General features: G+C 69.3%; 20 protein-coding genes. 16 read left to right on the top strand and 4 right to left on the bottom strand.

Annotated features, from left to right (window positions below; all coding sequences use genetic code 11):
* Positions 1 to 415: 415 nt before the first annotated feature.
* Both AB0E07_RS17755 and AB0E07_RS17760 read left to right on the top strand, forming a co-directional pair.
* Positions 416 to 2,020 carry an ABC transporter substrate-binding protein gene (locus AB0E07_RS17755; protein ID WP_362252183.1) on the top strand — a complete coding sequence of 535 codons (1,605 nt, stop codon included), beginning with the start codon at positions 416 to 418 and terminating at the stop codon, positions 2,018 to 2,020.
* 70 nt (positions 2,021 to 2,090) lie between these two features.
* Positions 2,091 to 3,677 (top strand): ABC transporter substrate-binding protein, encoded by a 1,587-nt coding sequence (locus AB0E07_RS17760; protein ID WP_362252186.1) that lies wholly within the window; start codon positions 2,091 to 2,093, stop codon positions 3,675 to 3,677.
* 112 nt (positions 3,678 to 3,789) lie between these two features.
* On the opposite strand, the gene AB0E07_RS17765 is transcribed toward AB0E07_RS17760, so the two are convergent.
* Together AB0E07_RS17765 and AB0E07_RS17770 are read right to left on the bottom strand one after the other, a co-directional pair.
* A complete protein-coding gene (locus AB0E07_RS17765; RefSeq protein ID WP_062722719.1) occupies positions 3,790 to 4,461 on the bottom strand; it encodes a response regulator transcription factor in 672 nt (223 codons plus the stop codon).
* Positions 4,462 to 4,475: 14 nt separating this feature from the next.
* Entirely contained in the window at positions 4,476 to 5,420 is a 945-nt protein-coding gene (locus tag AB0E07_RS17770) for a RecB family exonuclease (RefSeq protein WP_362252188.1), read from the bottom strand.
* A gap of 157 nt (positions 5,421 to 5,577) precedes the next feature.
* On the opposite strand from AB0E07_RS17770, the gene AB0E07_RS17775 reads away from it, so the two are divergent.
* From AB0E07_RS17775 to AB0E07_RS17785, 3 genes are all read left to right on the top strand, one after another.
* Positions 5,578 to 7,266, top strand: a complete 1,689-nt coding sequence (locus tag AB0E07_RS17775) for a site-2 protease family protein (RefSeq protein ID WP_362252191.1) — start codon at positions 5,578 to 5,580, stop codon at positions 7,264 to 7,266.
* A gap of 50 nt (positions 7,267 to 7,316) precedes the next feature.
* A complete protein-coding gene (locus AB0E07_RS17780) occupies positions 7,317 to 8,219 on the top strand; it encodes a tRNA (adenine-N1)-methyltransferase (protein ID WP_362252194.1) in 903 nt (300 codons plus the stop codon).
* 203 nt (positions 8,220 to 8,422) lie between these two features.
* Positions 8,423 to 9,001 (top strand): hypothetical protein, encoded by a 579-nt coding sequence (locus tag AB0E07_RS17785; protein WP_362252196.1) that lies wholly within the window; start codon positions 8,423 to 8,425, stop codon positions 8,999 to 9,001.
* A 21-nt stretch (positions 9,002 to 9,022) separates the two neighbouring features.
* On the opposite strand, the gene AB0E07_RS17790 is transcribed toward AB0E07_RS17785, so the two are convergent.
* Positions 9,023 to 9,325 (bottom strand): ferredoxin, encoded by a 303-nt coding sequence (locus AB0E07_RS17790; RefSeq protein ID WP_362252199.1) that lies wholly within the window; start codon positions 9,323 to 9,325, stop codon positions 9,023 to 9,025.
* 547 nt (positions 9,326 to 9,872) lie between these two features.
* On the opposite strand from AB0E07_RS17790, the gene arc reads away from it, so the two are divergent.
* The 6 genes from arc (at position 9,873) to prcA (ending at position 16,044) form a co-directional block, all read left to right on the top strand.
* Positions 9,873 to 11,639 carry a proteasome ATPase gene (arc, locus tag AB0E07_RS17795; RefSeq protein WP_362252202.1) on the top strand — a complete coding sequence of 589 codons (1,767 nt, stop codon included), beginning with the start codon at positions 9,873 to 9,875 and terminating at the stop codon, positions 11,637 to 11,639.
* Positions 11,640 to 11,894: 255 nt separating this feature from the next.
* Positions 11,895 to 13,406: a depupylase/deamidase Dop gene (gene dop, locus AB0E07_RS17800; RefSeq protein WP_362252205.1), complete on the top strand. Its 1,512-nt coding sequence runs from the start codon at positions 11,895 to 11,897 to the stop codon at positions 13,404 to 13,406.
* Between the two features lie 188 nt (positions 13,407 to 13,594).
* Entirely contained in the window at positions 13,595 to 13,813 is a 219-nt protein-coding gene (locus tag AB0E07_RS17805) for a ubiquitin-like protein Pup (protein WP_189711133.1), read from the top strand.
* 50 nt (positions 13,814 to 13,863) lie between these two features.
* On the top strand, positions 13,864 to 14,439 hold the full coding sequence (locus AB0E07_RS17810) for an endonuclease VII domain-containing protein (RefSeq protein WP_362252423.1): 576 nt from the start codon (positions 13,864 to 13,866) through the stop codon (positions 14,437 to 14,439).
* Positions 14,391 to 15,236, top strand: a complete 846-nt coding sequence (gene prcB / locus AB0E07_RS17815) for a proteasome subunit beta (protein WP_362252210.1) — start codon at positions 14,391 to 14,393, stop codon at positions 15,234 to 15,236. The genes AB0E07_RS17810 and prcB overlap by 49 nt, the downstream gene beginning before the upstream one ends.
* A 61-nt stretch (positions 15,237 to 15,297) precedes the next feature.
* Complete coding sequence (gene prcA / locus AB0E07_RS17820; protein WP_362252213.1) at positions 15,298 to 16,044, top strand: proteasome subunit alpha; 747 nt, start codon at positions 15,298 to 15,300, stop codon at positions 16,042 to 16,044.
* 83 nt (positions 16,045 to 16,127) lie between these two features.
* On the opposite strand, the gene AB0E07_RS17825 is transcribed toward prcA, so the two are convergent.
* Positions 16,128 to 17,144, bottom strand: coding sequence for a LacI family DNA-binding transcriptional regulator (locus AB0E07_RS17825; RefSeq protein WP_362252216.1), 1,017 nt, complete (start codon positions 17,142 to 17,144; stop codon positions 16,128 to 16,130).
* 105 nt (positions 17,145 to 17,249) lie between these two features.
* On the opposite strand from AB0E07_RS17825, the gene AB0E07_RS17830 reads away from it, so the two are divergent.
* The 5 genes from AB0E07_RS17830 to AB0E07_RS17850 all read left to right on the top strand — a co-directional run bounded on the left by AB0E07_RS17830 (position 17,250) and on the right by AB0E07_RS17850 (position 22,570).
* Positions 17,250 to 18,509 carry an MFS transporter gene (locus tag AB0E07_RS17830; protein WP_362252219.1) on the top strand — a complete coding sequence of 420 codons (1,260 nt, stop codon included), beginning with the start codon at positions 17,250 to 17,252 and terminating at the stop codon, positions 18,507 to 18,509.
* A gap of 9 nt (positions 18,510 to 18,518) precedes the next feature.
* Positions 18,519 to 19,880 carry a Pup--protein ligase gene (gene pafA / locus AB0E07_RS17835; RefSeq protein ID WP_015661655.1) on the top strand — a complete coding sequence of 454 codons (1,362 nt, stop codon included), beginning with the start codon at positions 18,519 to 18,521 and terminating at the stop codon, positions 19,878 to 19,880.
* A 128-nt stretch (positions 19,881 to 20,008) separates the two neighbouring features.
* Positions 20,009 to 21,010, top strand: coding sequence for an FKBP-type peptidyl-prolyl cis-trans isomerase (locus AB0E07_RS17840; RefSeq protein ID WP_362252222.1), 1,002 nt, complete (start codon positions 20,009 to 20,011; stop codon positions 21,008 to 21,010).
* 75 nt (positions 21,011 to 21,085) lie between these two features.
* Entirely contained in the window at positions 21,086 to 21,457 is a 372-nt protein-coding gene (locus AB0E07_RS17845) for an FKBP-type peptidyl-prolyl cis-trans isomerase (RefSeq protein ID WP_362252225.1), read from the top strand.
* A gap of 159 nt (positions 21,458 to 21,616) precedes the next feature.
* Positions 21,617 to 22,570, top strand: a complete 954-nt coding sequence (locus AB0E07_RS17850) for a WYL domain-containing protein (RefSeq protein WP_362252228.1) — start codon at positions 21,617 to 21,619, stop codon at positions 22,568 to 22,570.
* Positions 22,571 to 22,583 lie beyond the last annotated feature (13 nt).

Genomic DNA, 22,583 nt, shown 5'->3' on the forward strand with positions numbered 1-22,583 from the left:
CACGCGGAATTCCCCCGGCGCCGCGCGCCCGAAGACGGGCGCCGCGCACCCGGGAATTCGAACTCGCCCGATGGCCGAATTCCGTCCGCCCGGCATCGCGTCCCGGGTGTGACGTTCCCCACCTTTCGCGGTCTCGACATGCCGCACAACATGTGCTGTTCACCCCCTTTCGGGCATCAACTCCCGGCCCTTGTGTCCCGATTGGGGGGACGCTGCACTAATCCTTCCGCTGTCGGCTTTCCGGTGCGTCCACGCCCGGTTCCGCAGCGTGATGGGGGCCCAACTCCGGTGGCCGCGAGGGCGGAAGCGGACGCCGACTAATCTCGTCGCGAGAACATCCCCTTACCCCGTGATCCGCCACGACACCCCCTGCATGCCGGGTACACGGACGTCACAGCTCTGGAGAAACTCGAGCATGAACCGCAAGACTTTGGTGCTGCCGGCCGTCATAAGTCTGCTCGCCCCGGTTCTCGCCGCCTGTGGCGGCTCGGACAGCGGCAGTGGCGGCGGGGGCGCGATCGTCGTCGGCACCACCGACGAGTTCAGCACCACGAAGGACGACCCGGCGCCGCTCGACCCGGCGTCCGCGTACGACGTGGGCACCTGGAACATCCTGCGCCAGACCGTGCAGACCCTGATGATCCAGCCGCGCGGCGAGGGCGAGCCCGTTCCCGAGGCGGCCGAGAGCTGCAGCTTCACCGACACCGGCAACGAGCGCTACGCCTGCACCCTGCGCGAGGGCCTGTCCTTCTCCAACGGCGACGCCATCACCGCGGCCGACGTGAAGTTCTCCATCGACCGCGCCATGAAGATCAACGCCCCCAGCGGTGTGGTCGGCCTGCTGTCCACCGTGGACACCGTCGAGGCCAAGGGCGAGCGCGAGGTCATCTTCCACCTCAAGACCGCCGACGCCACCTTCCCGTACAAGCTGTCCACCCCCGTCGCCGGCATCGTCTCCGAGGACAACTACGACAAGGGCGAGCTGCGCGACGGCTTCGAGGTCAACGGCTCCGGCCCGTACACCTTCAGCGCCGAGGAGGAGGACGGCAAGCTCGTCAAGGCCGTCTTCACCAAGAACGGCAACTACAAGGGCACGCTGAAGGTCAACAACGACAAGGTCGAGCTGCGGTCCTTCGCCGACGCCTCCGCCATGAACGGCGCCATCGAGGCCGGCGACATCGACCTGATGACCCGCACCATGTCGCCCGACCAGATCCAGCGCCTGTCCACGGCCACCGACAGCGAGGTCGACCTCGTCGAGATGTCCGGCCTGGAGATCCGCTACCTCGGCTTCAACACCGACGCCCCGGCCGTGGAGAGCAAGGCCGTCCGCCAGGCGATGGCCCAGGTCATCAACCGCGGCGAACTCGTCAGCAAGGTCTACGGCACCCAGGCCGAGCCGCTGTACTCCCTGGTCCCCGCCAGCCTCACCGGCCACTCCAACGCCTTCTTCAACAAGTACGGCGAGCCCAGCGTGGCCAAGGCCCAGGCCCTGCTCACCAAGGCGAACATCACCACCCCGGTGTCGATGACCCTGCACTACACCACCGACCACTACGGCGAAGCCACCAAGAAGGAATTCGAGATCCTTCAGAAGCAGCTCAACGCCAGCGGTCTCTTCGACGTCAAGATCAAGGGCACCGCCTGGGACACCTTCCGCCCCGCCGAGCAGAAGGGCGAGTACGAGGTCTACGGCATGGGCTGGTTCCCCGACTTCCCCGACGCCGACAACTACCTCGCCCCCTTCCTCGACAAGGGCAACTTCCTCGGCTCCCCCTACGCCAACAGCCAGATCCGCAACGGTCTGATCCCGGAGTCCCGGCGCGAGGCCGACCGCCAGGCCGCGGTCGACAGCATCACCGAGATCCAGGACATCGTTGCCGAGGACGTCCCCGTGCTGCCCCTGTGGCAGGGCCGCCAGTACGTCGCCGCGCGCGACGACGTCACGGGCACGGCGTACGCGCTGAACTCGTCCTCCACCCTCCAGTTGTGGGAGCTCGGCCGCGGCGTGAGCGGCTGACGGCTCCCGTGCCGGGGCCGCCCCCGCGGCGGCCCCACGATTCGATTCACCAACGACAAGGCACCTGCAAGTGAACATGCGCAACCCGTGGCCAGTCCTGCCCGTAGTGGCGGGGCTGGCCTCCGGCCTGTTGACCGGCTGCGGCACGGAGACCGGCGGCTCGGCCGACGACAGCTCATCCGTCGTGGTCGGAATGTCCGACGAAGTCCTCGCCACCGACCCGGCGTCCGGCTACGACCCCGGCTCCTGGCTGTTGTTCAACAACGTCTTCCAGTCCCTGCTCAGCTTCCCCAAGGGCGGCACCGAGCCCGAGCCCGACGCCGCCGAGTCCTGCGCGTTCACCGACACCCGCACCACGGTGTACAAGTGCACGCTCAAGGACGGCCTCAAGTTCAGCAACGGTGACGAGCTCACCTCCGAGGACGTCAAGTTCTCCTTCGACCGCATGATCGGCATCAACGACGACAACGGCCCCGCCGTCATGTTCACGATGCTCAACAAGGTCGAGACCCCCGACGAGAAGACCGTCGTCTTCCGGCTGAACACCCCGGACGCCACCTTCCCCAGCAAGATCGCCTCCGGCGCCGGCTCCATCGTGGACCACCGCCAGTACGACGCCGACGGCCTGCGCGAGGACGGCGAGGCGGCCGGCTCCGGCCCCTACAAGCTGGAGAACTTCGACGACAGCCAGGCCGTCTTCACGGTCAACGAGCACTACAAGGGCACCGCCGAGGTCGAGAACACCGGCGTGACCATGAAGTTCTACAAGGGCGACCGCTCCGCGCTGAAGACCGCGCTGCTCGACGGCGACATCGACATCGCCTACCGCGGCCTGAGCGCGACCGACATCGCGGAGATCGAGAAGGCCGACGACGCCTCCACCTCCGGTGTGGAACTCGTCGACGGCACCGGCGCCGAGGTCCAGCACCTGGTCTTCAACACGGACCACCCGGTCGCCGGACAGCTCGGCGTCCGCAAGGCCGTCGCCTACCTGATCGACCGCGACGCCCTCATGGAGGACGTCTACCAGGGCACCGCCACCTCGCTGTACTCGATCATCCCGGCGGGCATCGGCGGCCACAACACGGCCTTCTTCGACACCTACGGCGCCCGCCCCTCCAAGGCCAAGGCCGCCGCGGCCCTCGCCGAGGACGGCATCACCGAGAAGGTCAAGCTGACCCTGTGGGGCACGCCGTCCCGGTACGGCCCGGCCACCGAGCAGGAACTGAAGGCGATCGCCGCCCAGCTCAACGCCAGCGGCCTGTTCACCGCCGACGTCAAGACCGCCGACTACGAGCAGTACGAGCAGGACATCGAGGCCGGCAAGTACGGCGTGTACATCCGCGGCTGGGTCCCGGACTACCCGGACGCCGACAACTTCACCTCCCCGTTCTTCGGCGAGGGCAACGTGCTCGGCAACAACTACAGCAACGACACCATCACCGACACCCTCATCCCGCGCACGGCCGCCCAGAGCGACCGCACCGGCAGCGAGGACGACTACGCCCGCATCCAGGACATCGTGGCCCAGGAAGTCCCCATGCTGCCCCTGTGGCAGGCCAAGCAGTACGCCGTCGTCCACGACAACGTGTACGGCCTGGAGTACTGCCTCGACGCCTCGACCGTGTTCCGGTTCTGGGAACTCAGCAAGAGCTGACCGGCACCCGCCACCCGCACGAGGGCGCCCGCTTCCCGAACGGGAAACGGGCGCCCTCACGCGCGTACGGCCCTACCGGGCCCCGGGCTCACTGGCCCCTGGGCCCCGGCCCTTACTGGGCCCCGGGACGCACCAGCCCGCTCTCGTACGCGTACACCGCCGCCTGCACTCGGTCCCGCAGACCCAGCTTGGTCAGCACATGCCCCACATGCGTCTTCACGGTGGTCTCACTGACGAACAGATCGGCCGCGATCTCCGCGTTCGACAGCCCGCGCGCCACCAGCTTCAGCACCTCCACCTCACGGTCGGTCAGCGTGTGCAGGGTGTCCGGGACCGGCTCGTCCCCCGACGGCAGATGCGTCGCGTACTTGTCCAGCAGCCGGCGCGTGATGCTCGGGGCCAGCATCGCCTCCCCGGCCGCCACCACGCGGATCGCCTGCACCAGCTCATTGGCGGGCGCGTCCTTCAGCAGGAAGCCACTGGCCCCCGCCTTCAACGCCTCCACCACGTACTCGTCGAGATCGAAAGTGGTCAGCACCAGCACCTTCGCCGGGCCGTCCCGCCCCGGCCCGGTGATCTGCCGGGTCGCCTCCACACCGTCCATCCGCGGCATGCGGATGTCCATCAGAACCACGTCGGGCTGAAGCGCCCGCACCTGGTCGAGAGCCTGAAGGCCGTCTCCGGCCTCGCCCACGACCGCGATGTCCTGCTCAGCCTCCAGGATCATCCGGAAGCCGGTACGCAGCAGCGGCTGGTCGTCGACCAGTAGGACGCGGATGGCCACGTAAGTCTCCTTCGCTAGTCCGCGCCCATTCTGCCCTGCGCGCCGCCCGCCGACTCCGGCGCCCTGACCGGCAGCGGATACGGCGGGGGAGTACCACCGAACTCCGGGCAGTGCGCCTGGTGGTCGCACCAGCCGCACAGCTTCGTCGGCCGCGGCCGCCAGTCACCCGTCTCGGTCGCCAGCCGGATCGCCTCCCACAGCGCCAGCAGCTTGCGCTCCACCCGCTCCAGGTCCGCGAGCACCGGGTCGTACGTCAGCACGTCCCCACTGCCCAGGTAGACCAGCTGGAGCCGGCGCGGCACCACACCCTTCAGCCGCCACACCACCAGCGCGTAGAACTTCATCTGGAACAGCGCGCCCTCGGCGTACTCCGGCCGGGGCGCCTTGCCCGTCTTGTAGTCGACGATCCGCACCTCGCCCGTCGGCGCCACGTCGACCCGGTCGATGATCCCGCGCAGCCGCAGCCCCGAATCCAGCTCCGCCTCCACGAACAGCTCCCGCTCGGCCGGCTCCAGACGCGTCGGATCCTCCAGCGAGAACCACCGCTCCACCAGCCGCTCGGCCTCACCGAGCCACCGCGCGAGCCGCTCACCCTCCGGATCCTCGGCGAACAGCTCCTGGATCTCCGGACGGGACTCCCGCAGCCGGTCCCACTGGCCCGGGATCAGCGACTTCGCGCGCGGCGCGGTCCGCTCGGCGGCCGGGGCGTCGAAGAGCCGCTCCAGCACCGCGTGCACCAGCGTGCCCCGGGTCGCCGCCTCGCTGGGCTTCTCCGGCAGCCGGTCGATCACCCGGAACCGGTACAGCAACGGGCACTGCATGAAGTCACCGGCGCGCGAGGGCGACAGCGAGGCCGGCGCCATCGCCGTCGGCACCGCCCGCCCGGCCGCCCCGTCCCGCGCCGCCGCCGGGGCACCCTCCGCACCCGACCGCTCCACGTCCTGCCCGCTCGTCTCCATGTCCACAGACCTTACGGCCAGCCACTGACAGCCACGGCGTCCACGCCGGGCGAACACAAGGGGTGCCGGGGCGGAACGCGCGGGGGCGGACGCATACCATCGACCCGAGACCCTTCCGCCCGGCAGGCGCGGAAGACGCTTCGAACGAGGGGACACCGTGGACGAGAGCGGCGGGCGCGGGCGGCCGCGGTCCGGCACCGGGGAGCCGGCGGACCACCACGCACCAGCAACGACCCCGCCCACGGACCGGACACCCCCCGAACCCTCCACGCCCACGCCCGCCGAGCCCTCCGCGCCCACGCCGGCCGAGCCCTCGGCCACCGAGCCCTCCACGCCCCCGGCCCCAGGCCCCGAAGCCACCGCGCCCGCCGCGGGCGGCCCCGAAGCCGACCCGGCCCCCTCCCGGCCCGCCCCGAAGCCGCACGGGCCCACCCCCGGCCCCGAGCAGCCGACCCCGGCCGCACCGGACCACCCGGAGAACGGCCCCGCCGAGGGCACGCAACCCGCCGGAGCCGGCGCCGGACATCAGCGCCCCACGGGGGAACCCGCCGCGGGCACGGCCGAGGACACCGCCCCCGGCCGCTCCGAGGCCCGGCCCACCGAGCAGGCCCACCCGGGCAGCGGCGGGACACCGCCGGGCGACCGCACCCTCGCGCACTCCGGCACCGGGAAGAACCGTCCCCCCAAACCCCCCGAGCCCCGCGGCGGCCTCCTCATGGGCCGCCCCTTCGGCGTCCCCGTCTACGTCGCCCCCAGCTGGTTCCTCGTCGCCGCCCTGATCACCTGGGTCTTCGGCGGACAGCTCGACCGCGTCCTGCCCGAACTCGGCGCCGCCCGCTACCTCGTCTCCCTCTTCTTCGCGGTCGCCTTCTACGCCTCCGTCCTCGTCCACGAACTCGCCCACACCGTCGCCGCGCTCCGCTTCAAACTCCCCGTCCGCCGCATCCAGCTCCAGTTCTTCGGCGGCGTCTCCGAGATCGAGAAGGAGTCCGAGACCCCCGGCCGCGAGTTCGTCCTCGCCTTCGTCGGCCCGCTGCTCTCCCTCGTCCTCGCCGGCGTCTTCTACGCCGCCCTGCAAGCCGTGGAACCCGGCACCGTCCCCGGAGTCCTGCTCGCCGGCCTGATGATCTCCAACCTGATCGTCGCCGCCTTCAACCTGCTGCCCGGCCTCCCGCTCGACGGCGGCCGCATGCTCCGCGCCGTCGTCTGGAAGATCACCGGCAAGCCCATGAGCGGCACCATCGCCGCCGCCTGGGTCGGCCGCGCCCTCGCCGTCTCCGTCCTCATCGGCCTCCCCCTGCTCACCCAGTCCGGCGCCCTCGGCTCCAACGCCGAGGACAACGTCGGCATGGACACGGTCATGGACGCCCTGCTCGCCGCGATCCTCGCCGCGATCATCTGGACCGGCGCCGGAAACAGCCTCCGCATGGCCCGGCTCCGCGAACACCTGCCCGAACTCCGCGCCCGCACCCTCACCCGCCGCGCCGTCCCCGTCGAAACGGACACCCCCCTCTCCGAGGCCCTGCGCCGCGCCAACGCCGCCGGCGCCCGCGCCCTCGTCGTCGTCGACGCCGACGGCAGCCCGCTCTCCCTCGTCCGCGAGGCCGCCATCGTCGGAGTCCCCGAACACCGCCGCCCCTGGGTCGCCGTCAGCGGCCTCGCCCAGGACCTCACCGACGGCATGCGCGTCTCCGCCGAACTCGCCGGCGAGGACCTCCTCGAAGCCCTGCGCGCCCACCCCGCCACCGAGTACCTCGTCGTCGAGGACACCGGCGAGATCTACGGCGTCCTCTCCGCCGCCGACGTCGAGCGCGCCTTCGTCAAAGCCATGGCCCGCCCCTCCTAGCCCCCACCGCGGTGGTCGGCGGCCTCCCCAAACCCCGGTAGGCTGTTCACATGTCCGAACCGACCGGTGCCGCCCGCAGGCGCGGGCCCTTCAAGGTCGGGGACCAGGTTCAGCTGACCGACCCCAAGGGCCGCCACTACACGTTCACGCTCGAGGCCGGGAAGAACTTCCACACCCACAAGGGTTCCTTCCCGCACGACGAACTGATCGGTGCTCCCGAGGGCAGCGTTGTCCGCACCACCGGGAACGTCGCCTACCTCGCGCTGCGCCCCCTGCTCCCCGACTACGTCCTGTCCATGCCCCGCGGGGCAGCCGTCGTCTACCCGAAGGACGCGGGGCAGATCCTCGCCTTCGCCGACATCTTCCCCGGCGCACGCGTCGTCGAAGCCGGCGTCGGCTCCGGCTCGCTCAGCAGCTTCCTGCTGCGCGCCATCGGCGACCAGGGCATGCTGCACTCCTACGAGCGCCGCGAGGACTTCGCCGAGATCGCCCGGCAGAACGTGGAGCGCTACTTCGGCGGCCCCCACCCCGCCTGGCAGCTCACCGTCGGCGACCTCCAGGACAACCTGTCCGACACCGAGGTCGACCGCGTCATCCTCGACATGCTCGCCCCCTGGGAATGCCTGGAGGCCGTCTCCAAGGCCCTCGTCCCCGGCGGCATCGTCTGCTGCTACGTCGCCACCACCACCCAGCTCGCCCGGACCGTCGAGTCCATCCGCGAGATCGGCTGCTTCAACGAGCCGAGCGCCTGGGAGTCGATGATCCGCAACTGGCACATCGAGGGCCTCGCCGTCCGCCCGGACCACCGGATGATCGGCCACACCGGCTTCCTCCTCACCGCCCGCCGCCTCGCCGACGGCGTCGAGCCCCCCATGCGCCGCCGCCGCCCCGCCAAGGGCGCCTACGGCGAGGACTACGCCGGCCCCAACGCCGACGGCGGCTCCGGCCGCTGACCTCCCCCGCACAACGCGAAGGCGCCGCGGCCGAGTTCCCCGGGACCACCGGGAACTCGGCCGCGGCGCCCTTCTGCTGACGGCACACCACCCCCGCCGCCCCGGTACGACCCAACCTCGCACCCCGCCGTTCCCCCGGACTGTGACGTGTGGCACGATGCCTGGCACCCCCACCGGCACAGCCCTCACAGGAGACACTCCTAGTGCAGCACTCCGCCGTCCCGGAACTGGCACACACGCACACCCGTCCGATCCACTGGGTCGCGACCGCCACCGCCCTGGCCGGCGTCGTCGCGCTCTCCTCGGTCCTGCAACCCGACCACGCCAACGCGGCCCAGGCGGCAGGACCCGCACCGGGAACCGCCCACACCGCCGTCACCGCACCCGACCCCGACGACGTCGACTTCCCGCTCGACTGCGGACCCGTCAAGGCCATCGTGGTCAAGAAGGCCACCGGCGACCTCGACGGCGACGGACACCCCGAAACCGTGGCCGTCGTCCACTGCGACGCCCCCATGGGCACCCCGCCCGACGGCGTGTACGTCCTCACCCGCGGCACCGACACCGGGCACCCGCGCGTCGTGGCCACCCTCGTCGACCCCAAGGGCCGCCAGACCGTCAGCGAGTTCGCCGTCCGCGACGCCACCGTCGAAGCGACCCTGCTCGGCTACTCCACGTCCGACATACCCAGTTGCTGCCCCGACGTCACCGACCGCGCCACCTGGCGCTGGGACAACGGCACCTTCGTCCGCTCCGCACCCGCCGGAGCACAGAGCGTCTGACGACACCCCGTGCCCGGAACATCACTCCGCGTCGGGACCGTACACCTCGACGCGGTCCGCCACCCTGCGCACATGAATGCACTCGCCGGGACACTCCTTGGCCGAGTCCACGACATCGGTCAGCAGCGTCAGCGGCACCGGCGTCGTGGCGCCCCTGTCCGTGAGCAGCTCGTCCCCGCCGCTCTTCACATACGCCAGCCCGTCGATGTCCAGCTCGAACACCTCGGGCGCGTACTGGGCGCAGATGCCGTCGCCGGTACAGAGATCCTGATCGATCCAGACCTCCAGCGCCTCGCCGACCCCGGCCTCCTGCTCCACGTCCATCTCTCCTGCCGTCTGCCACGCCGCCCGGCCACCCGGACCCCCTCGGAGACGGGCCCGAACCGACGGCTGTCGAACGCCTCGACCCTACCTCCGCCCGGACTCGACCCAGGTGTGGGTGGGTACCTCCCACGACCGGAAGAAGGGGGCCGGACCCATGGGAGAACCGGCGAACACCGGTGACCCGTCCCGCCCGGACGGACACCGAGCGTCACCAGCGCCCCGGCGTCCGCACCCCCCGCGCGCGCCCGCCCCGCCCGCCGCGCACCCGCCCGGCACGGCGATCTCCGGCCGCCCGGGAGATCCATCCCCGCCCGGACGTTCCGGACACCGGGGACGCAACTCCGCGCGCACACGACGGTGTTTGACCGGTCCGGCCCGGAACAGGCCGCTTCCGACAGACGTTGAGTGGGTATCCACACCGCGTGAGAACGGCTCAGGGTGTGGCCGACGACACACCTTGACAGTCTTTGTGATCTAGGGGTTTCAATCGACACCCACCCAGGTAGGGTCTGGAAGCGTCCAGCTCCCCTTGGAGGAGGTGAGGACCGTGGCAGCCCACGACGACGACATGAACCGCGGCATCCGCCCGGGACGAGGGTCCGAAGACCCCGCCGGACAGATTGCCTACCTTGAGCAGGAGATCGCCGTCCTGCGACGTAAGCTCGCCGACTCTCCGCGACACACGAGGATTCTCGAAGAGCGGATCGTCGAGCTGCAGACCAACCTGGCCGGAGTGTCCGCCCAGAACGAGCGACTCGCCAACACGCTCCGTGAGGCCCGCGACCAGATCGTGGCCCTCAAGGAGGAAGTCGACCGGCTCGCACAGCCGCCGGCCGGCTTCGGAGTCTTCCTGCAGGCCAACGAGGACGGCACCGCCGACATCTTCACCGGAGGACGCAAACTCCGGGTGAACGTCAGCCCAAGCGTCGAACTCGACGACCTGCGCCGAGGCCAGGAAGTCATGCTCAACGAAGCTCTCAACGTGGTCGAGGCCATGGAGTACGAGAGCGTCGGCGACATCGTCACCCTCAAGGAGATCCTCGAGGACGGCGAGCGCGCCCTCGTGCAGGGGCACACCGACGAGGAACGGGTGGTCCGGCTCGCCGAGCCGCTCCTGGACGTCACCATCCGACCCGGCGACGCCCTCCTGCTCGAACCCCGCTCCGGGTACGTCTACGAGATCGTCCCCAAGAGCGAGGTCGAGGAACTCGTCCTCGAAGAGGTCCCGGACATCGGCTACGAGCAGATCGGCGGTCTGGGCGGCCAGATCGAAATGATCCGCGACGCCGTCGAGCTCCCGTACCTCTACCCGGACCTCTTCAAGGAGCACGAACTCCGGCCCCCCAAGGGCGTCCTGCTCTACGGACCCCCCGGATGCGGAAAGACGCTCATCGCCAAGGCCGTCGCCAACTCGCTGGCCAAGAAGGTCGCCGAAGTCACCGGCCAGGCCCAGGGCAAGAGCTTCTTCCTCAACATCAAGGGCCCCGAACTCCTCAACAAGTACGTCGGCGAGACCGAGCGGCAGATCCGCCTCGTCTTCCAGCGTGCACGCGAGAAGGCCTCCGAGGGCACCCCCGTCATCGTCTTCTTCGACGAGATGGAATCCCTCTTCCGCACCCGCGGCTCCGGTGTCAGCTCGGACGTGGAGAACACCATCGTCCCCCAGCTGCTCGCCGAGATCGACGGTGTCGAAGGCCTCCAGAACGTGGTCGTCATCGGCGCCTCCAACCGCGAGGACATGATCGACCCCGCCATCCTGCGCCCCGGCCGCCTGGACGTGAAGATCAAGATCGAACGTCCCGACGCCGAGGCCGCCAAGGACATCTTCGGCAAGTACCTCACCGAACGCCTCCCGCTCCACCCCGAGGACGTCGGTGAGCACGGCGGCGACAAGGGCTCCACGGTCCAGGGCATGATCCAGACCGCCGTGGAACAGATGTACGCCGAATCCGAGGAGAACCGCTTCCTGGAAGTCACCTACGCCAACGGAGACAAGGAAGTCCTCTACTTCAAGGACTTCAACTCCGGCGCCATGATCGAGAACATCGTCGGGCGCGCCAAGAAGATGGCGATCAAGGACTTCCTGGAGCACCACCAGAAGGGCCTCCGCGTCTCCCACCTCCTCCAGGCCTGCGTGGACGAGTTCAAGGAGAACGAGGACCTGCCCAACACCACCAACCCCGACGACTGGGCCCGGATCTCCGGAAAGAAGGGCGAGCGGATCGTTTACATCCGCACCCTGATCACCGGAAAGCAGGGCGCGGACACCGGACGCTCCATCGACACGGTGGCCAACACCGGTCAGTACCTGTAAGAGAGCGGGGCGGCTGCGGGTGCCCTCACCGGGTACCCGCAGCCGACTGTTTTCCGGCCAACACCGGCCACGGCCGGAACAAGGCCGGAGCAAGGCAAAGACGCAAATGATCTCCCCACCAGCGCAAAGGCGTTCTAGGCTCTTCGGTACCGCCGAGTCGCGCAGTGCGGGGACGGGCACCGCACACGCACCGGAGCGCCAGCGGTACTTGAGCAGCGTCCCCGACCGAGGACGCCGCCGGGCAAGGAGGGCCGCATGACCGTACGGCGAGTAATGGGCATCGAGACGGAGTACGGGATCTCCGTCCCCGGTCACCCCAACGCCAATGCCATGCTCACCTCATCCCAGATCGTCAACGCCTACGCGGCGGCGATGCACCGGGCCCGCCGGGCCCGCTGGGACTTCGAGGAGGAGAACCCGCTGCGCGACGCACGAGGCTTCGACCTCGCCCGCGAAGCCGCCGACTCCACCCAGCTCACCGACGAGGACATCGGCCTCGCCAACGTCATCCTCACCAACGGCGCGCGACTCTACGTCGACCACGCCCACCCCGAATACAGCGCCCCCGAGGTCACCAACCCCCGCGACGCCGTCCTCTGGGACAAGGCCGGCGAACGCATCATGGCCGAAGCCGCCGAACGGGCCGCGCAGCTCCCCGGAGCCCAGCCCATCCACCTCTACAAGAACAACACCGACAACAAGGGCGCCTCCTACGGCACGCACGAGAACTACCTGATGAAGCGGGAGACCCCCTTCTCGGACATCGTGCGCCACCTGACGCCGTTCTTCGTCTCCCGCCAGGTCTTCGCCGGAGCCGGCCGCGTCGGCATCGGCCAGGACGGCCACGAGCACGGATTCCAGCTCAGCCAGCGCGCCGACTACTTCGAGGTCGAGGTCGGCCTGGAGACCACCCTCAAGCGCCCCATCATCAACACCCGCGACGAACCGCACGCCGACGCCGAGAAGTACCGCCGCCTCCACGTGATCATCGGCGACGCCAACCTCTCCGAGATCTCCACCTACCTCAAGCTCGGCACCACGGCCCTGGTCCTCTCCATGATCGAGGACGGCTTCATCGCCGTCGACCTCGCCGTGGACCAGCCAGTCCGCACCCTCCACCAGGTCTCCCACGACCCGACCCTCAAGCGCCTCGTCACGCTCCGCAGCGGCCGGACACTCACAGCCGTCCAGCTCCAGATGGAGTACTACGAACTCTCCCGCAAGTACGTCGAGGAGCGGTTCGGCGCCGACGCCGACGACCAGACCAAGGACGTCCTGGCCCGGTGGGAGGACACCCTCAACCGCCTGGAGAACGACCCCATGAGCCTCGCCGGCGAGCTGGACTGGGTCGCCAAGCGCGAACTCATGGAGGGCTACCGGCGCCGGGACGACCTCGACTGGGACGCCGCGCGACTGCACCTCGTCGACCTCCAGTACGCCGACGTACGGGCCGAGAAGGGCCTCTACAACCGTCTCGCGGCCCGCGGCCGGATCAAGCGGCTCCTGGACGAGTCCGAGGTCGACAGGGCCCGCACCAAGCCCCCGGAGGACACCCGCGCGTACTTCCGCGGCCGCTGCCTGGAGCAGTACGCCGACGACGTCGCGGCCGCCTCCTGGGACTCGGTGATCTTCGATCTCCCGGGCCGGGACTCCCTCCAGCGGGTCCCAACCCTGGAACCGCTTCGCGGAACGCGTAATCACGTCAAGGAGCTCCTGGACCGCTGCAGGACCGCGGAAGACCTGGTCAAGGTGCTTTCCGGCAATTGACCCGACCCCTCGGGGTCCGAGCCCGGACGGGTGGGAGACCGCCGGTCCGGGAATCATCGAGATGGCCCCAGCACGTTGAGGAAAGTGCGGGGCCGATGTCAGACCGGGCTTGTAGGGTCTGATCATCACCGATCGGCAGAAATGTCGACCTGGCGACCATGTCGGGCGAACTGAGCGGGGTGAGGGTTATGGCAACCAAGGACACCGGCGGCGGACAGCAGAAGGCCACGCGCTCGACCGAGGAGGTCGAGGAGCAGACCGCGGAAGCGCAAGGTTCCGAGGACCTCAAGGAGCGCCACGAAAAGCTGAGCGACGACGTCGACTCGGTTCTGGACGAGATCGACGATGTCTTGGAGGAGAACGCCGAGGACTTCGTTCGATCATTCGTTCAGAAAGGCGGCGAGTAACCTTCGAATTCAAGGCTCAGGGGGGTCTGGGTTTGGGTATCGAAGGCCCGGTGAAGCGCTGCGTGCGGTGCGGCGAGAGTAAGCCGTACGCAGCCTTCGCCAAGAAGCGGTCGAATCTCGACGGCCTTCAGCATCACTGTCGGGACTGTGCATCGGACTATCACAGGGCGCGTCAGCGGAAGCTGGGCCGCAAGGTCCGCCCCCAGGTGCATGTCCCTGAGGGGCATAAGCTCTGCCTGAAGTGCGGTGAGGTCAAACCGTGGAGCGAGTGGCATCGTAATGCGCGAGCGTCCGACGGTCTGTCGACGCGGTGCAAGGCATGTCGGGCGGTTGAAGGGCGTGCCCACCACTTGCTTCGCGAGTACGGCCTCACCGAGGCCCAACGCGACGAGATGGTCGCCTCCCAGATGGGGCTCTGCGTGATCTGTTTGAAGGCTCCTGCCGTTCATGTGGATCATTGCCACAAGACGGGTAGGGTCCGTGGCGTACTGTGCTTCAACTGCAATTCGGCCATCGGCAAGTTGGGAGACGATCCCGACGCAGTTCGTCGGGCTGCCGCCTACCTGGAAGGATCCTCGTGGAAGCCAACACTCGTAGCACCGGGCGTCTACCAGCTGCCTTCCTGACGCCTGGGTCGTCCTCGTTCATGGACTTTCTCTCCGAGCACCAGCCCGAGCTGCTGCCCGGCAAGCGTCAACTGCCGCCCGTCCAGGGCGTGATCGAGGCGCCGCACGGCACCACGATCGTCGCCGTGACCTTCCCCGGGGGCGTCGTGCTCGCCGGTGACCGCCGGGCGACAATGGGCAACGTCATCGCGCAGCGGGACATCGAGAAGGTCTTCCCCGCGGACGAGTACTCGGCCGTCGGCATCGCCGGCACGGCGGGTCTGGCCGTGGAGATGGTGAAGCTGTTCCAGCTGGAGCTAGAGCACTTCGAGAAGGTCGAGGGTGCCCAGCTGTCGCTGGAGGGCAAGGCGAACCGGCTGTCGACCATGATCCGGTCGAATCTGGGCATGGCGATGCAGGGTCTGGCGGTCGTGCCGCTCTTCGCGGGGTACGACGTGGACCGCGGCAAGGGCCGCATCTTCTCCTACGACGTCACCGGCGGCCGTTCCGAGGAGCAGGGCTACGCCGCCACCGGCTCCGGCTCGATCTTCGCGCGCGGTGCGATGAAGAAGCTCTTCCGGACCGACCTGAGTGAGGCCGACGCCACGACCCTGGTGGTGCAGGCCCTGTACGACGCGGCTGACGACGACTCGGCGACCGGTGGTCCCGATGTCGCCCGCCGGATCTACCCGATCGTCACCGTGATCACCGAGGACGGCTTCCGTCGGCTCACCGACGAGGAGTCCTCCGCGATCGCCCGCTCGATCCTGGAGCGCCGTCTGGAGCAGCCGGACGGCCCGCGGGCCGCGCTGCTGTAGTCGGCGTGCGCGGTTCTTGCAAGGTGATCCAGTGACTTCCACAGAAAGGGACGGATAACCGGTGTCGACGCCGTTCTATGTCTCCCCCCAGCAGGCGATGGCCGACCGGGCGGAGTACGCCCGCAAGGGCATCGCCCGTGGCCGCAGTCTGGTCGTGCTGCAGTACGCCGACGGCATTGTCTTCGTCGGTGAGAATCCGTCCCGTGCGCTGCACAAGTTCAGCGAGATCTATGACCGGATCGGTTTCGCGGCCGCCGGTAAGTACAACGAGTACGAGAATCTGCGGATCGGTGGTGTGCGGTACGCGGATCTGCGGGGTTACACCTATGACCGTGACGACGTGACCGCGCGTGGTCTCGCGAACGTCTACGCCCAGACGCTGGGCACGATCTTCTCCAGTGCGGCCGAGAAGCCGTACGAGGTGGAGCTGGTCGTGGCGGAGGTCGGGGAGACGCCGGAGGGTGACCAGATCTATCGGTTGCCGCACGACGGTTCGATCGTGGACGAGCACGGTTCGGTGGCGGTGGGTGGTAACGCCGAGCTGATCAGCAGCTATCTGGATCAGCGGCACGAGGACGGTATGTCGCTGTCGGCCGCGTTGAAGCTGGCGGTTCAGGCGTTGTCGCGTGAGTCGAACGGTCAGCAGCGGGAGATTCCGGCGGAGCGGCTGGAGGTGGCGGTGCTGGACCGTACGCGGCCGCAGCAGCGGAAGTTCCGGCGGATCGTGGGTCCGCAGTTGGGTCGGTTGCTGGAGTCCGAGGGCGGGGCGGCGGAGGCCGACGGTGCCGAGGACGCCGACGAGGAGTAGGCAGGCAGTAGTCCCGTTTCGTTCGATCCCGCTGCGCCCCGGCCGTTGTTCTGGCCGGGGCGCAGGGCGTTTGCGGGGGTGGTTCAGGGGGTGCTGGGGGGTGCTGTGGAGCCGCGTACGACGAGTTGGACGGGGATGTCTCCCGAGTCCGGTGTGCGGCCGTCGAGGACGGCCAGGAGGGTTTGCATGCCGCGTTCGCCGAAGAGTTCGGCGTCGAGGCGGACGGTGGTGAGTTCGGGGTCGATGGCGGTGGCGAGGGCGAGGTCGTCGAGGCCGGTGACGGAGAGGTCCTCGGGGACGCGGAGGCCGAGGCGGCGGGCGGCTTTGTAGGCGCCGGCGGCGAGTTTGTCGTCGTCGCAGACGAGGGCGGTGGGGCGGGGGCCGGGGGCGGCGAGGGCGGCTTCGGCGGCGTGCTGGGCGGCTTCGATGGAGATCGGGGCGTGTGCGGTGGTGAGGGTGGTGCCGGGGGCGGCGGCGAGGCGGGTGCGGAGTTCGGCGGCGCGGACTTCGAAGGTCCAGGAGGGGACGTCGGCGGCGAGGTGGAGGTAGCGGCGGTGGCCGAGGCCGAGCAGGTGGTCGGTGATCTGGCGGACGGCGTCGGGGATGTCGAGGTTGACGGTGGCGGCGCCGTGGCTGCCTGCGGGGTCGCTGTCGAGCATGACGAGGGGGAGCTGGTCGCCGCGGATGGCGGTGAGGGCGTCGGCGGCCATGGAGGAGGCGATGACGCCGTCGAGGGCGGCCTGGGCGGAGGCGAAGGGGTCGCGGGCGGGGCCGATGCCTTCGGGGGAGGGGTAGAGGACGACGCCGAAGCCGTGGGCGGCGGCGACGCGGGCGGCGCCGGTGTAGACGCCGGCGAAGAATTCGGTGGTGAGGGCGGGGACGACGAGGAGGACGGTGCGGGTGTGGCCGAGGCGGAGGTTGCGGGCGGCGAGGTTGGGGCGGTAGCCGAGGTCGCGGGCGGCTTCGCGTACGCGGGCTGCGGTGGTCTCGGAGACGCGTCCGCGCCATTTGTCGCCGAGGACGAGGGAGACGGCGGCCTGGGAGACGCCCGCGGCCTGGGCGACGTCCCGGCTGGTGGGTCGGGTGCTGCCTCGTGGCACGGTGTTGCCTGCGCTTTCGTCTGGACGCGTGAACAGCGCACATGGTACGTATGACCTCAGGGGTTATACGTACAACGTGCGGGTCACGGCAAGGAGTGGGCGCAGATGGCCACGGGCTACCTGGAGATTCTCAGGGCGAGGCATGCCACCCGACTGCTGGTCGGCACGCTGGTGGGGCGGTTGCCGAACGCGACGGCGGCCATCGCGATCGTGCTGTTCGTGCGCGCGGAGGGCGGTACGTACAGCCTGGCGGGGGCGCTGGCGGCGGTCTACGGCGTGGCGAACGCGGTGGGGCAGCCGCTGCTCGGCCGGCTGGTGGATCTGCGCGGGCAGCCGCGGGTGCAGTTGCCGGCCGCCGTGGTGTCGGCGCTCGGTATGGGCGTGTTCGCCTTCGCGGGGATCGGCGTGCTGCCGCTCGCGTATGCGGCGGTCGTGGTGGCCGGGCTGTTCACGCCGCCGCTGGAGGGCGGTCTGCGGGCGTTGTGGCCCTCGGTGCTGTCCAAGGAGGGGCAGGTGCACACGGCGTACGCGATGGACGCCGTGGCGCAGGAGGTGATGTTCACGGTCGGGCCGCTGCTGGTGACGTTGTGCACGGCGGTGTGGTCGGCGCAGGCGGCGCTGCTGGTGCTGAACGTGATCGGTGTCCTCGGCGCGCTGTCCGTGGTGGTGTCGGCGCCCTCGCGCGCGTGGCGGTCGGTGCCGCGTGAGGCGCACTGGCTGGGGGCGCTGCGTTCGCCGGGGCTGCTGGCGTTGCTGGGGGCGTTCCTGTTCGTGGGGATGGCGCTGGGTTCGATCACGGTGGCGTCGGTGCCGTACGCGGACGAGCACGGTGGTGACGCGGTGTACGGCTGGCTGATGGCGGCTCTGGGGCTGGGGGCGCTGGTCGGCGGGACGGTGTACGGGGCGCGGCAGTGGGCGGGGGAGCCGGGGCGGCGACTGACCGTGCTGGTGGCTCTGCTGGCGGTGTGTTACCTGCCGCTGATGCTGATGCCGGGCGTGGTGGGGATGGTGCTGCTGACGGCGCTGGCGGGTGTGTTCCTGGCCCCTTGTATCGCTTGTGCGTTCGTGCTCGTGGACCGGCACGCGCCGCGGGGGACGGTCACCGAGGCTTTCTCCTGGCTTGTGACGACGTTCACCGTCGGCGCGTCGGTGGGAACGGGGCTCGCCGGGCCGGTGGTCGAGGCCGGTGGGGCCTTGTGGGGCTTCGCCGTTCCGGGGGCCGCGGGAGCCGTGTCGTTGCTGGTCCTGCTGGCCACCGGACGGGTCCTCGCAGCGTCCGGGCAGGGAGCGGTCGTTGCGGCTTCATCGGAAAATGATCCAAACCGTGCCGTCGAACCCCGTTTCAGCGCAGGGGATCGGGCGTAATGTTCAGTCATGGACCGCCGCATTTTCGGGCTGGAGAACGAGTACGGCGTCACGTGCACGTTCAGGGGACAGCGCCGTCTGTCGCCTGACGAGGTGGCGCGGTACCTCTTCCGCCGTGTCGTGTCATGGGGCCGCAGCAGCAATGTCTTTCTGCGGAACGGCGCCCGCCTGTATCTCGACGTGGGGTCACATCCGGAATACGCCACACCCGAATGTGACAACGTGACCGAGCTGGTCACGCACGACAAGGCAGGCGAACGCATTCTGGAAGGGCTACTGGTGGACGCCGAACGACGCCTGCACGAGGAAGGAATCGCGGGCGACGTCTACCTCTTCAAGAACAACACCGACTCGGCGGGCAACTCCTACGGTTGCCACGAGAACTATCTGGTGGCGCGGCACGGGGAGTTCTCCCGGCTCGCCGACATTCTGATTCCGTTCCTGGTGACCCGCCAGTTGCTGTGCGGTGCGGGGAAGGTGCTCCAGACCCCGCGCGGTGCGGTGTACTGCGTGAGCCAGCGGGCGGAGCACATCTGGGAGGGCGTCTCCTCGGCGACGACGCGTTCCCGGCCCATCATCAACACGCGGGACGAGCCGCACGCGGACGCGGAGCGGTACCGCCGGCTGCATGTCATCGTGGGCGACTCCAACATGTCGGAGACGACCATGCTGCTGAAGGTCGGCGCGACCGACCTGGTGCTGCGCATGATCGAGGCGGGCACGGTGATGCGGGACCTGACGCTGGAGAACCCGATCCGGGCGATCCGTGAGGTCAGTCACGACATCACGGGCCGGCGCAAGGTGCGGCTGGCCAGCGGCCGGGAGGCGTCGGCGCTGGAGGTGCAGCGGGAGTACTACGAGAAGGCCGTGGACTTCTGTGAGCGCCGGGGTATCCGGACGGGCACCGTGGAGCAGGTGCTGGAGCTGTGGGGCCGCACGCTGGACTCGATCGAGTCGGAGGATCTCGACCGGATCGGTACCGAGATCGACTGGGTCATGAAGTACAAGCTGATCGAGCGCTACCGTGCCAAGCACAACATGACGATGTCGCATCCGCGGGTCGCGCAGATAGACCTCGCCTACCACGACATCCACCGTCGTCGGGGTCTGTACTACCTGTTGGAGCGGAAGGGGCAAGCGGCCCGTATCTGCAACGACTTGAAGATCTTCGAGGGCAAGTCGGTGCCGCCGCAGACGACTCGGGCCCGGTTGCGCGGTGACTTCATCCGCAGGGCCCAGGAGCAGCGCCGGGACTTCACGGTCGACTGGGTGCATCTGAAGCTCAATGACCAGGCGCAGCGCACGGTGTTGTGCAAGGACCCGTTCCGTTCGGTGGACGACCGGGTGGAGAAGCTGATCGCCGGTATGTGAGCCGAGGGTTGCGGCCTCAGTGCCGGAACGCAACACGGGCGCCGTACGTTTCACGTACGGCGCCCTTCTCACGCCGTAGAGTTGCGCGCACGCCCTTCACAAGATCGACCGATTACGAGGCCCCCACCGTGCGCCGACGCTCACTTCTCATTGCCGTACCCGCCGGACTGGCCACGCTCGCCGCGTGCGGCGACGACGACGCCGACTCCGGCGAGGCCAGCGACAGCGCGTCGCCCTCGGCGGACCAGACGTCGGCCGCGCCGTCGCCCAAGATCGTGGACGGTCCGCTGCCGGCGATCACCGCGGGGACGAAGTTCGGCGAGAAGCCGACCGTCGCCAAGGGCAGCGGCGAGCCGTCCGAGGATCTGGCGGTGAAGACGGTGATCGCGGGCAACGGCCAGACGATCGCGGAGAACGACTACATCCAGGCGCACTACCTGGGGCAGATCTGGGCCACGGCGAAGGTCTTCGACAACTCCTACGACCGTAAGACGCCGCTGGTCATCCAGCTCGCGCAGGGCAGCATCATCGACGGCTGGCGTTATGCCCTGCCGGGCAAGAAGGTCGGCAGCCGGGTCGAGATGGCGGTGCCGCCGACCTGGGGCTACGGCACCGAGGGCAACAGCCAGGCGGGTATCAAGGGCACCGACACGCTGGTGTTCGTGGTGGATGTGCAGGGGACGTTCAACGCGAAGAGCTCCGCCAAGGGCACCGAGGTCGCGCAGGACAGCATCGATCTGCCGAAGGTCGGTACGAACACCGACGGCAAGGCGCCCTCGATCGAGGTGCCGGACGCCGACGCGCCGACCAAGCTGGTGGCGAACTACGTCCTGGAGGGTGACGGCGAGGAGGTCGGCGCCGAGGACAGCGTGCTGGTGCAGTACAAGGGTGTGCTGTGGGACGGCGGCAAGGAGTTCGACTCGACCTACGCCAACAAGCAGCTCGCCTCGTTCTCGCTCCAGCAGGTCGTCAAGGGCTGGGCGCAGGGTCTGACGGGCAAGAAGGTCGGCAGCCGGGTCCTGATCGTCATCCCGCCGGACCTCGGTTACGGCGACAACCCGCCGCAGGGCAGTGACATCAAGAAGGACTCCACGCTGGTGTTCTCGGTGGACATTCTGGCGAAGATGTGACCCCTCGGGGGATGTAAGACTGTGATCGTTGCCTGTGCGCAGGCCTCTTTCCACAACAAGCATGGAGCTGAACACGTGAGCATGGACAAGCCCGAGATCGACTTCCCCGAGGGCGAGCCGCCGGCGGACCTTGAGATCAAGGACATCTGGGAGGGCGACGGCGAGGAGGCCAAGGCCGGCCAGACGGTGACCGTGCACTACGTCGGTGTCGCTTTCAGCACCGGCGAGGAGTTCGACGCCAGCTGGAACCGCGGTACGCCGTTCCGTTTCCCGCTCGGTGGCGGCCGCGTCATCAAGGGCTGGGACCAGGGTGTGCAGGGGATGAAGGTCGGCGGCCGTCGTCGGCTGACCATTCCGGCGCACCTCGCCTACGGCAACCAGAGCCCCACTCCGGCGATCCAGCCGGGTGAGACCCTGATCTTCGTGGTCGACCTCCTCGGCGTCTGATCACCTGAGGTCCGGTCGCTCGCAGTCTGATCGTCGTACGACCGGACCCGACTGTCTGGGGCCCATGCCTGTCCGGGCATGGGCCCTCGGCTTTTGCCGCGCCACCCGGGGGCGGTACGGTCGTCGATCGTAAGCACCATAGGGAGGCGAAGGGCGTCGATGGCCATTGCCAAGGCCGAGCGGCTCATGAATCTGGCGCTGTGTCTGCTCGGGACGCGTCGGCCGCTCAGCAAGCGTGAGCTGCGTGAGTCCATCGAGGCCTACATGGAGGCCGGCTCGGACGACTCCTTCAACCGCATGTTCGAGCGGGACAAGGACGATCTGCGGGAGCTGGGGCTGGTCATCGAGACCGTGGAGAGCCTGGACGGCGAGATCGGCTATCTCGCGAGCCGTGACAGCAACCGGCTGCCGCCCATCACCCTCGACGCCGAGGAGGCCGCCGCCCTGGGCCTGGCCGCCAAGGTGTGGCAGCAGGCCCGGCTGGCCGGCGCGGCCAGCGGCGCCCTGCAGAAGCTGCGGGCGGCCGGTCTGCCGGAGGACGTCGACCCCTACGGGGCGCATGGCGCGCTGGAGCCGAGGATCCCCGTGCACGAGGCGGCCTTCGAGCCGCTGATGCTGGCCTGCCGGGACCGCCGCCCGGTCGTCTTCGACTACCGCAAGGCGACCGCGGCCCGTCCCGAGCCCCGCACCGTGGAGCCGTGGGCGCTGGAGTGCTGGCGCGGTCACTGGTACCTGGCGGGCTGGGACCGGGACCGGGGTGCCGAGCGGGTCTTCCGGCTCTCCCGGATCACCGGCAAGGTCCGCTCGCGCGGGGGCCGGTTCACCGTGCCGGTGCCGGACGTCGTCACGGTGCGGGAGACCGTCGCGAGCTGGGCGGGGGAGACCGCCGACCGTTCGGCGCTGATCCGGCTGCGTTCCGGTGCCGGGTACCCCTTGCGGGCGAAGGCCACCGGGGTTCGGGAACTCGGTGACGGCTGGGACGAGTTGGAGATTCCGTACGGGCACGGTCTGGACGCCTGGCTGGTGGAGTTCGGCCCGGACGTGGTCGTGCTGGAGCCCGCCGAGCTGCGGGCCGATGTGATGGACCGGCTGCGTGCCGTGGCCAAGGGCTGAGGGGGAGCGGAAG

Origin of the sequence: Streptomyces sp. NPDC048002, assembly GCF_040653275.1 — a bacterium.
Classification (GTDB): Bacteria; Actinomycetota; Actinomycetes; order Streptomycetales; family Streptomycetaceae; genus Streptomyces.

Excerpts from the sequence above, each read along its gene's own strand:
- AB0E07_RS17770 (WP_362252188.1), bottom strand. The coding sequence starts at position 5,420 with ATGGAGACGAGCGGGCAGGACGTGGAGCGGTCGGGTGCGGAGGGTGCC.
- pafA (WP_015661655.1), top strand. The coding sequence starts at position 18,519 with ATGGACCGCCGCATTTTCGGGCTGGAGAACGAGTACGGCGTCACGTGC.
- AB0E07_RS17790 (WP_362252199.1), bottom strand. The coding sequence starts at position 9,325 with ATGGACGTGGAGCAGGAGGCCGGGGTCGGCGAGGCGCTGGAGGTCTGG.
- AB0E07_RS17755 (WP_362252183.1), top strand. The coding sequence starts at position 416 with ATGAACCGCAAGACTTTGGTGCTGCCGGCCGTCATAAGTCTGCTCGCC.
- AB0E07_RS17805 (WP_189711133.1), top strand. The coding sequence starts at position 13,595 with ATGGCAACCAAGGACACCGGCGGCGGACAGCAGAAGGCCACGCGCTCG.
- AB0E07_RS17850 (WP_362252228.1), top strand. The coding sequence starts at position 21,617 with ATGGCCATTGCCAAGGCCGAGCGGCTCATGAATCTGGCGCTGTGTCTG.
- dop (WP_362252205.1), top strand. The coding sequence starts at position 11,895 with ATGACCGTACGGCGAGTAATGGGCATCGAGACGGAGTACGGGATCTCC.
- AB0E07_RS17780 (WP_362252194.1), top strand. The coding sequence starts at position 7,317 with ATGTCCGAACCGACCGGTGCCGCCCGCAGGCGCGGGCCCTTCAAGGTC.
- AB0E07_RS17830 (WP_362252219.1), top strand. The coding sequence starts at position 17,250 with ATGGCCACGGGCTACCTGGAGATTCTCAGGGCGAGGCATGCCACCCGA.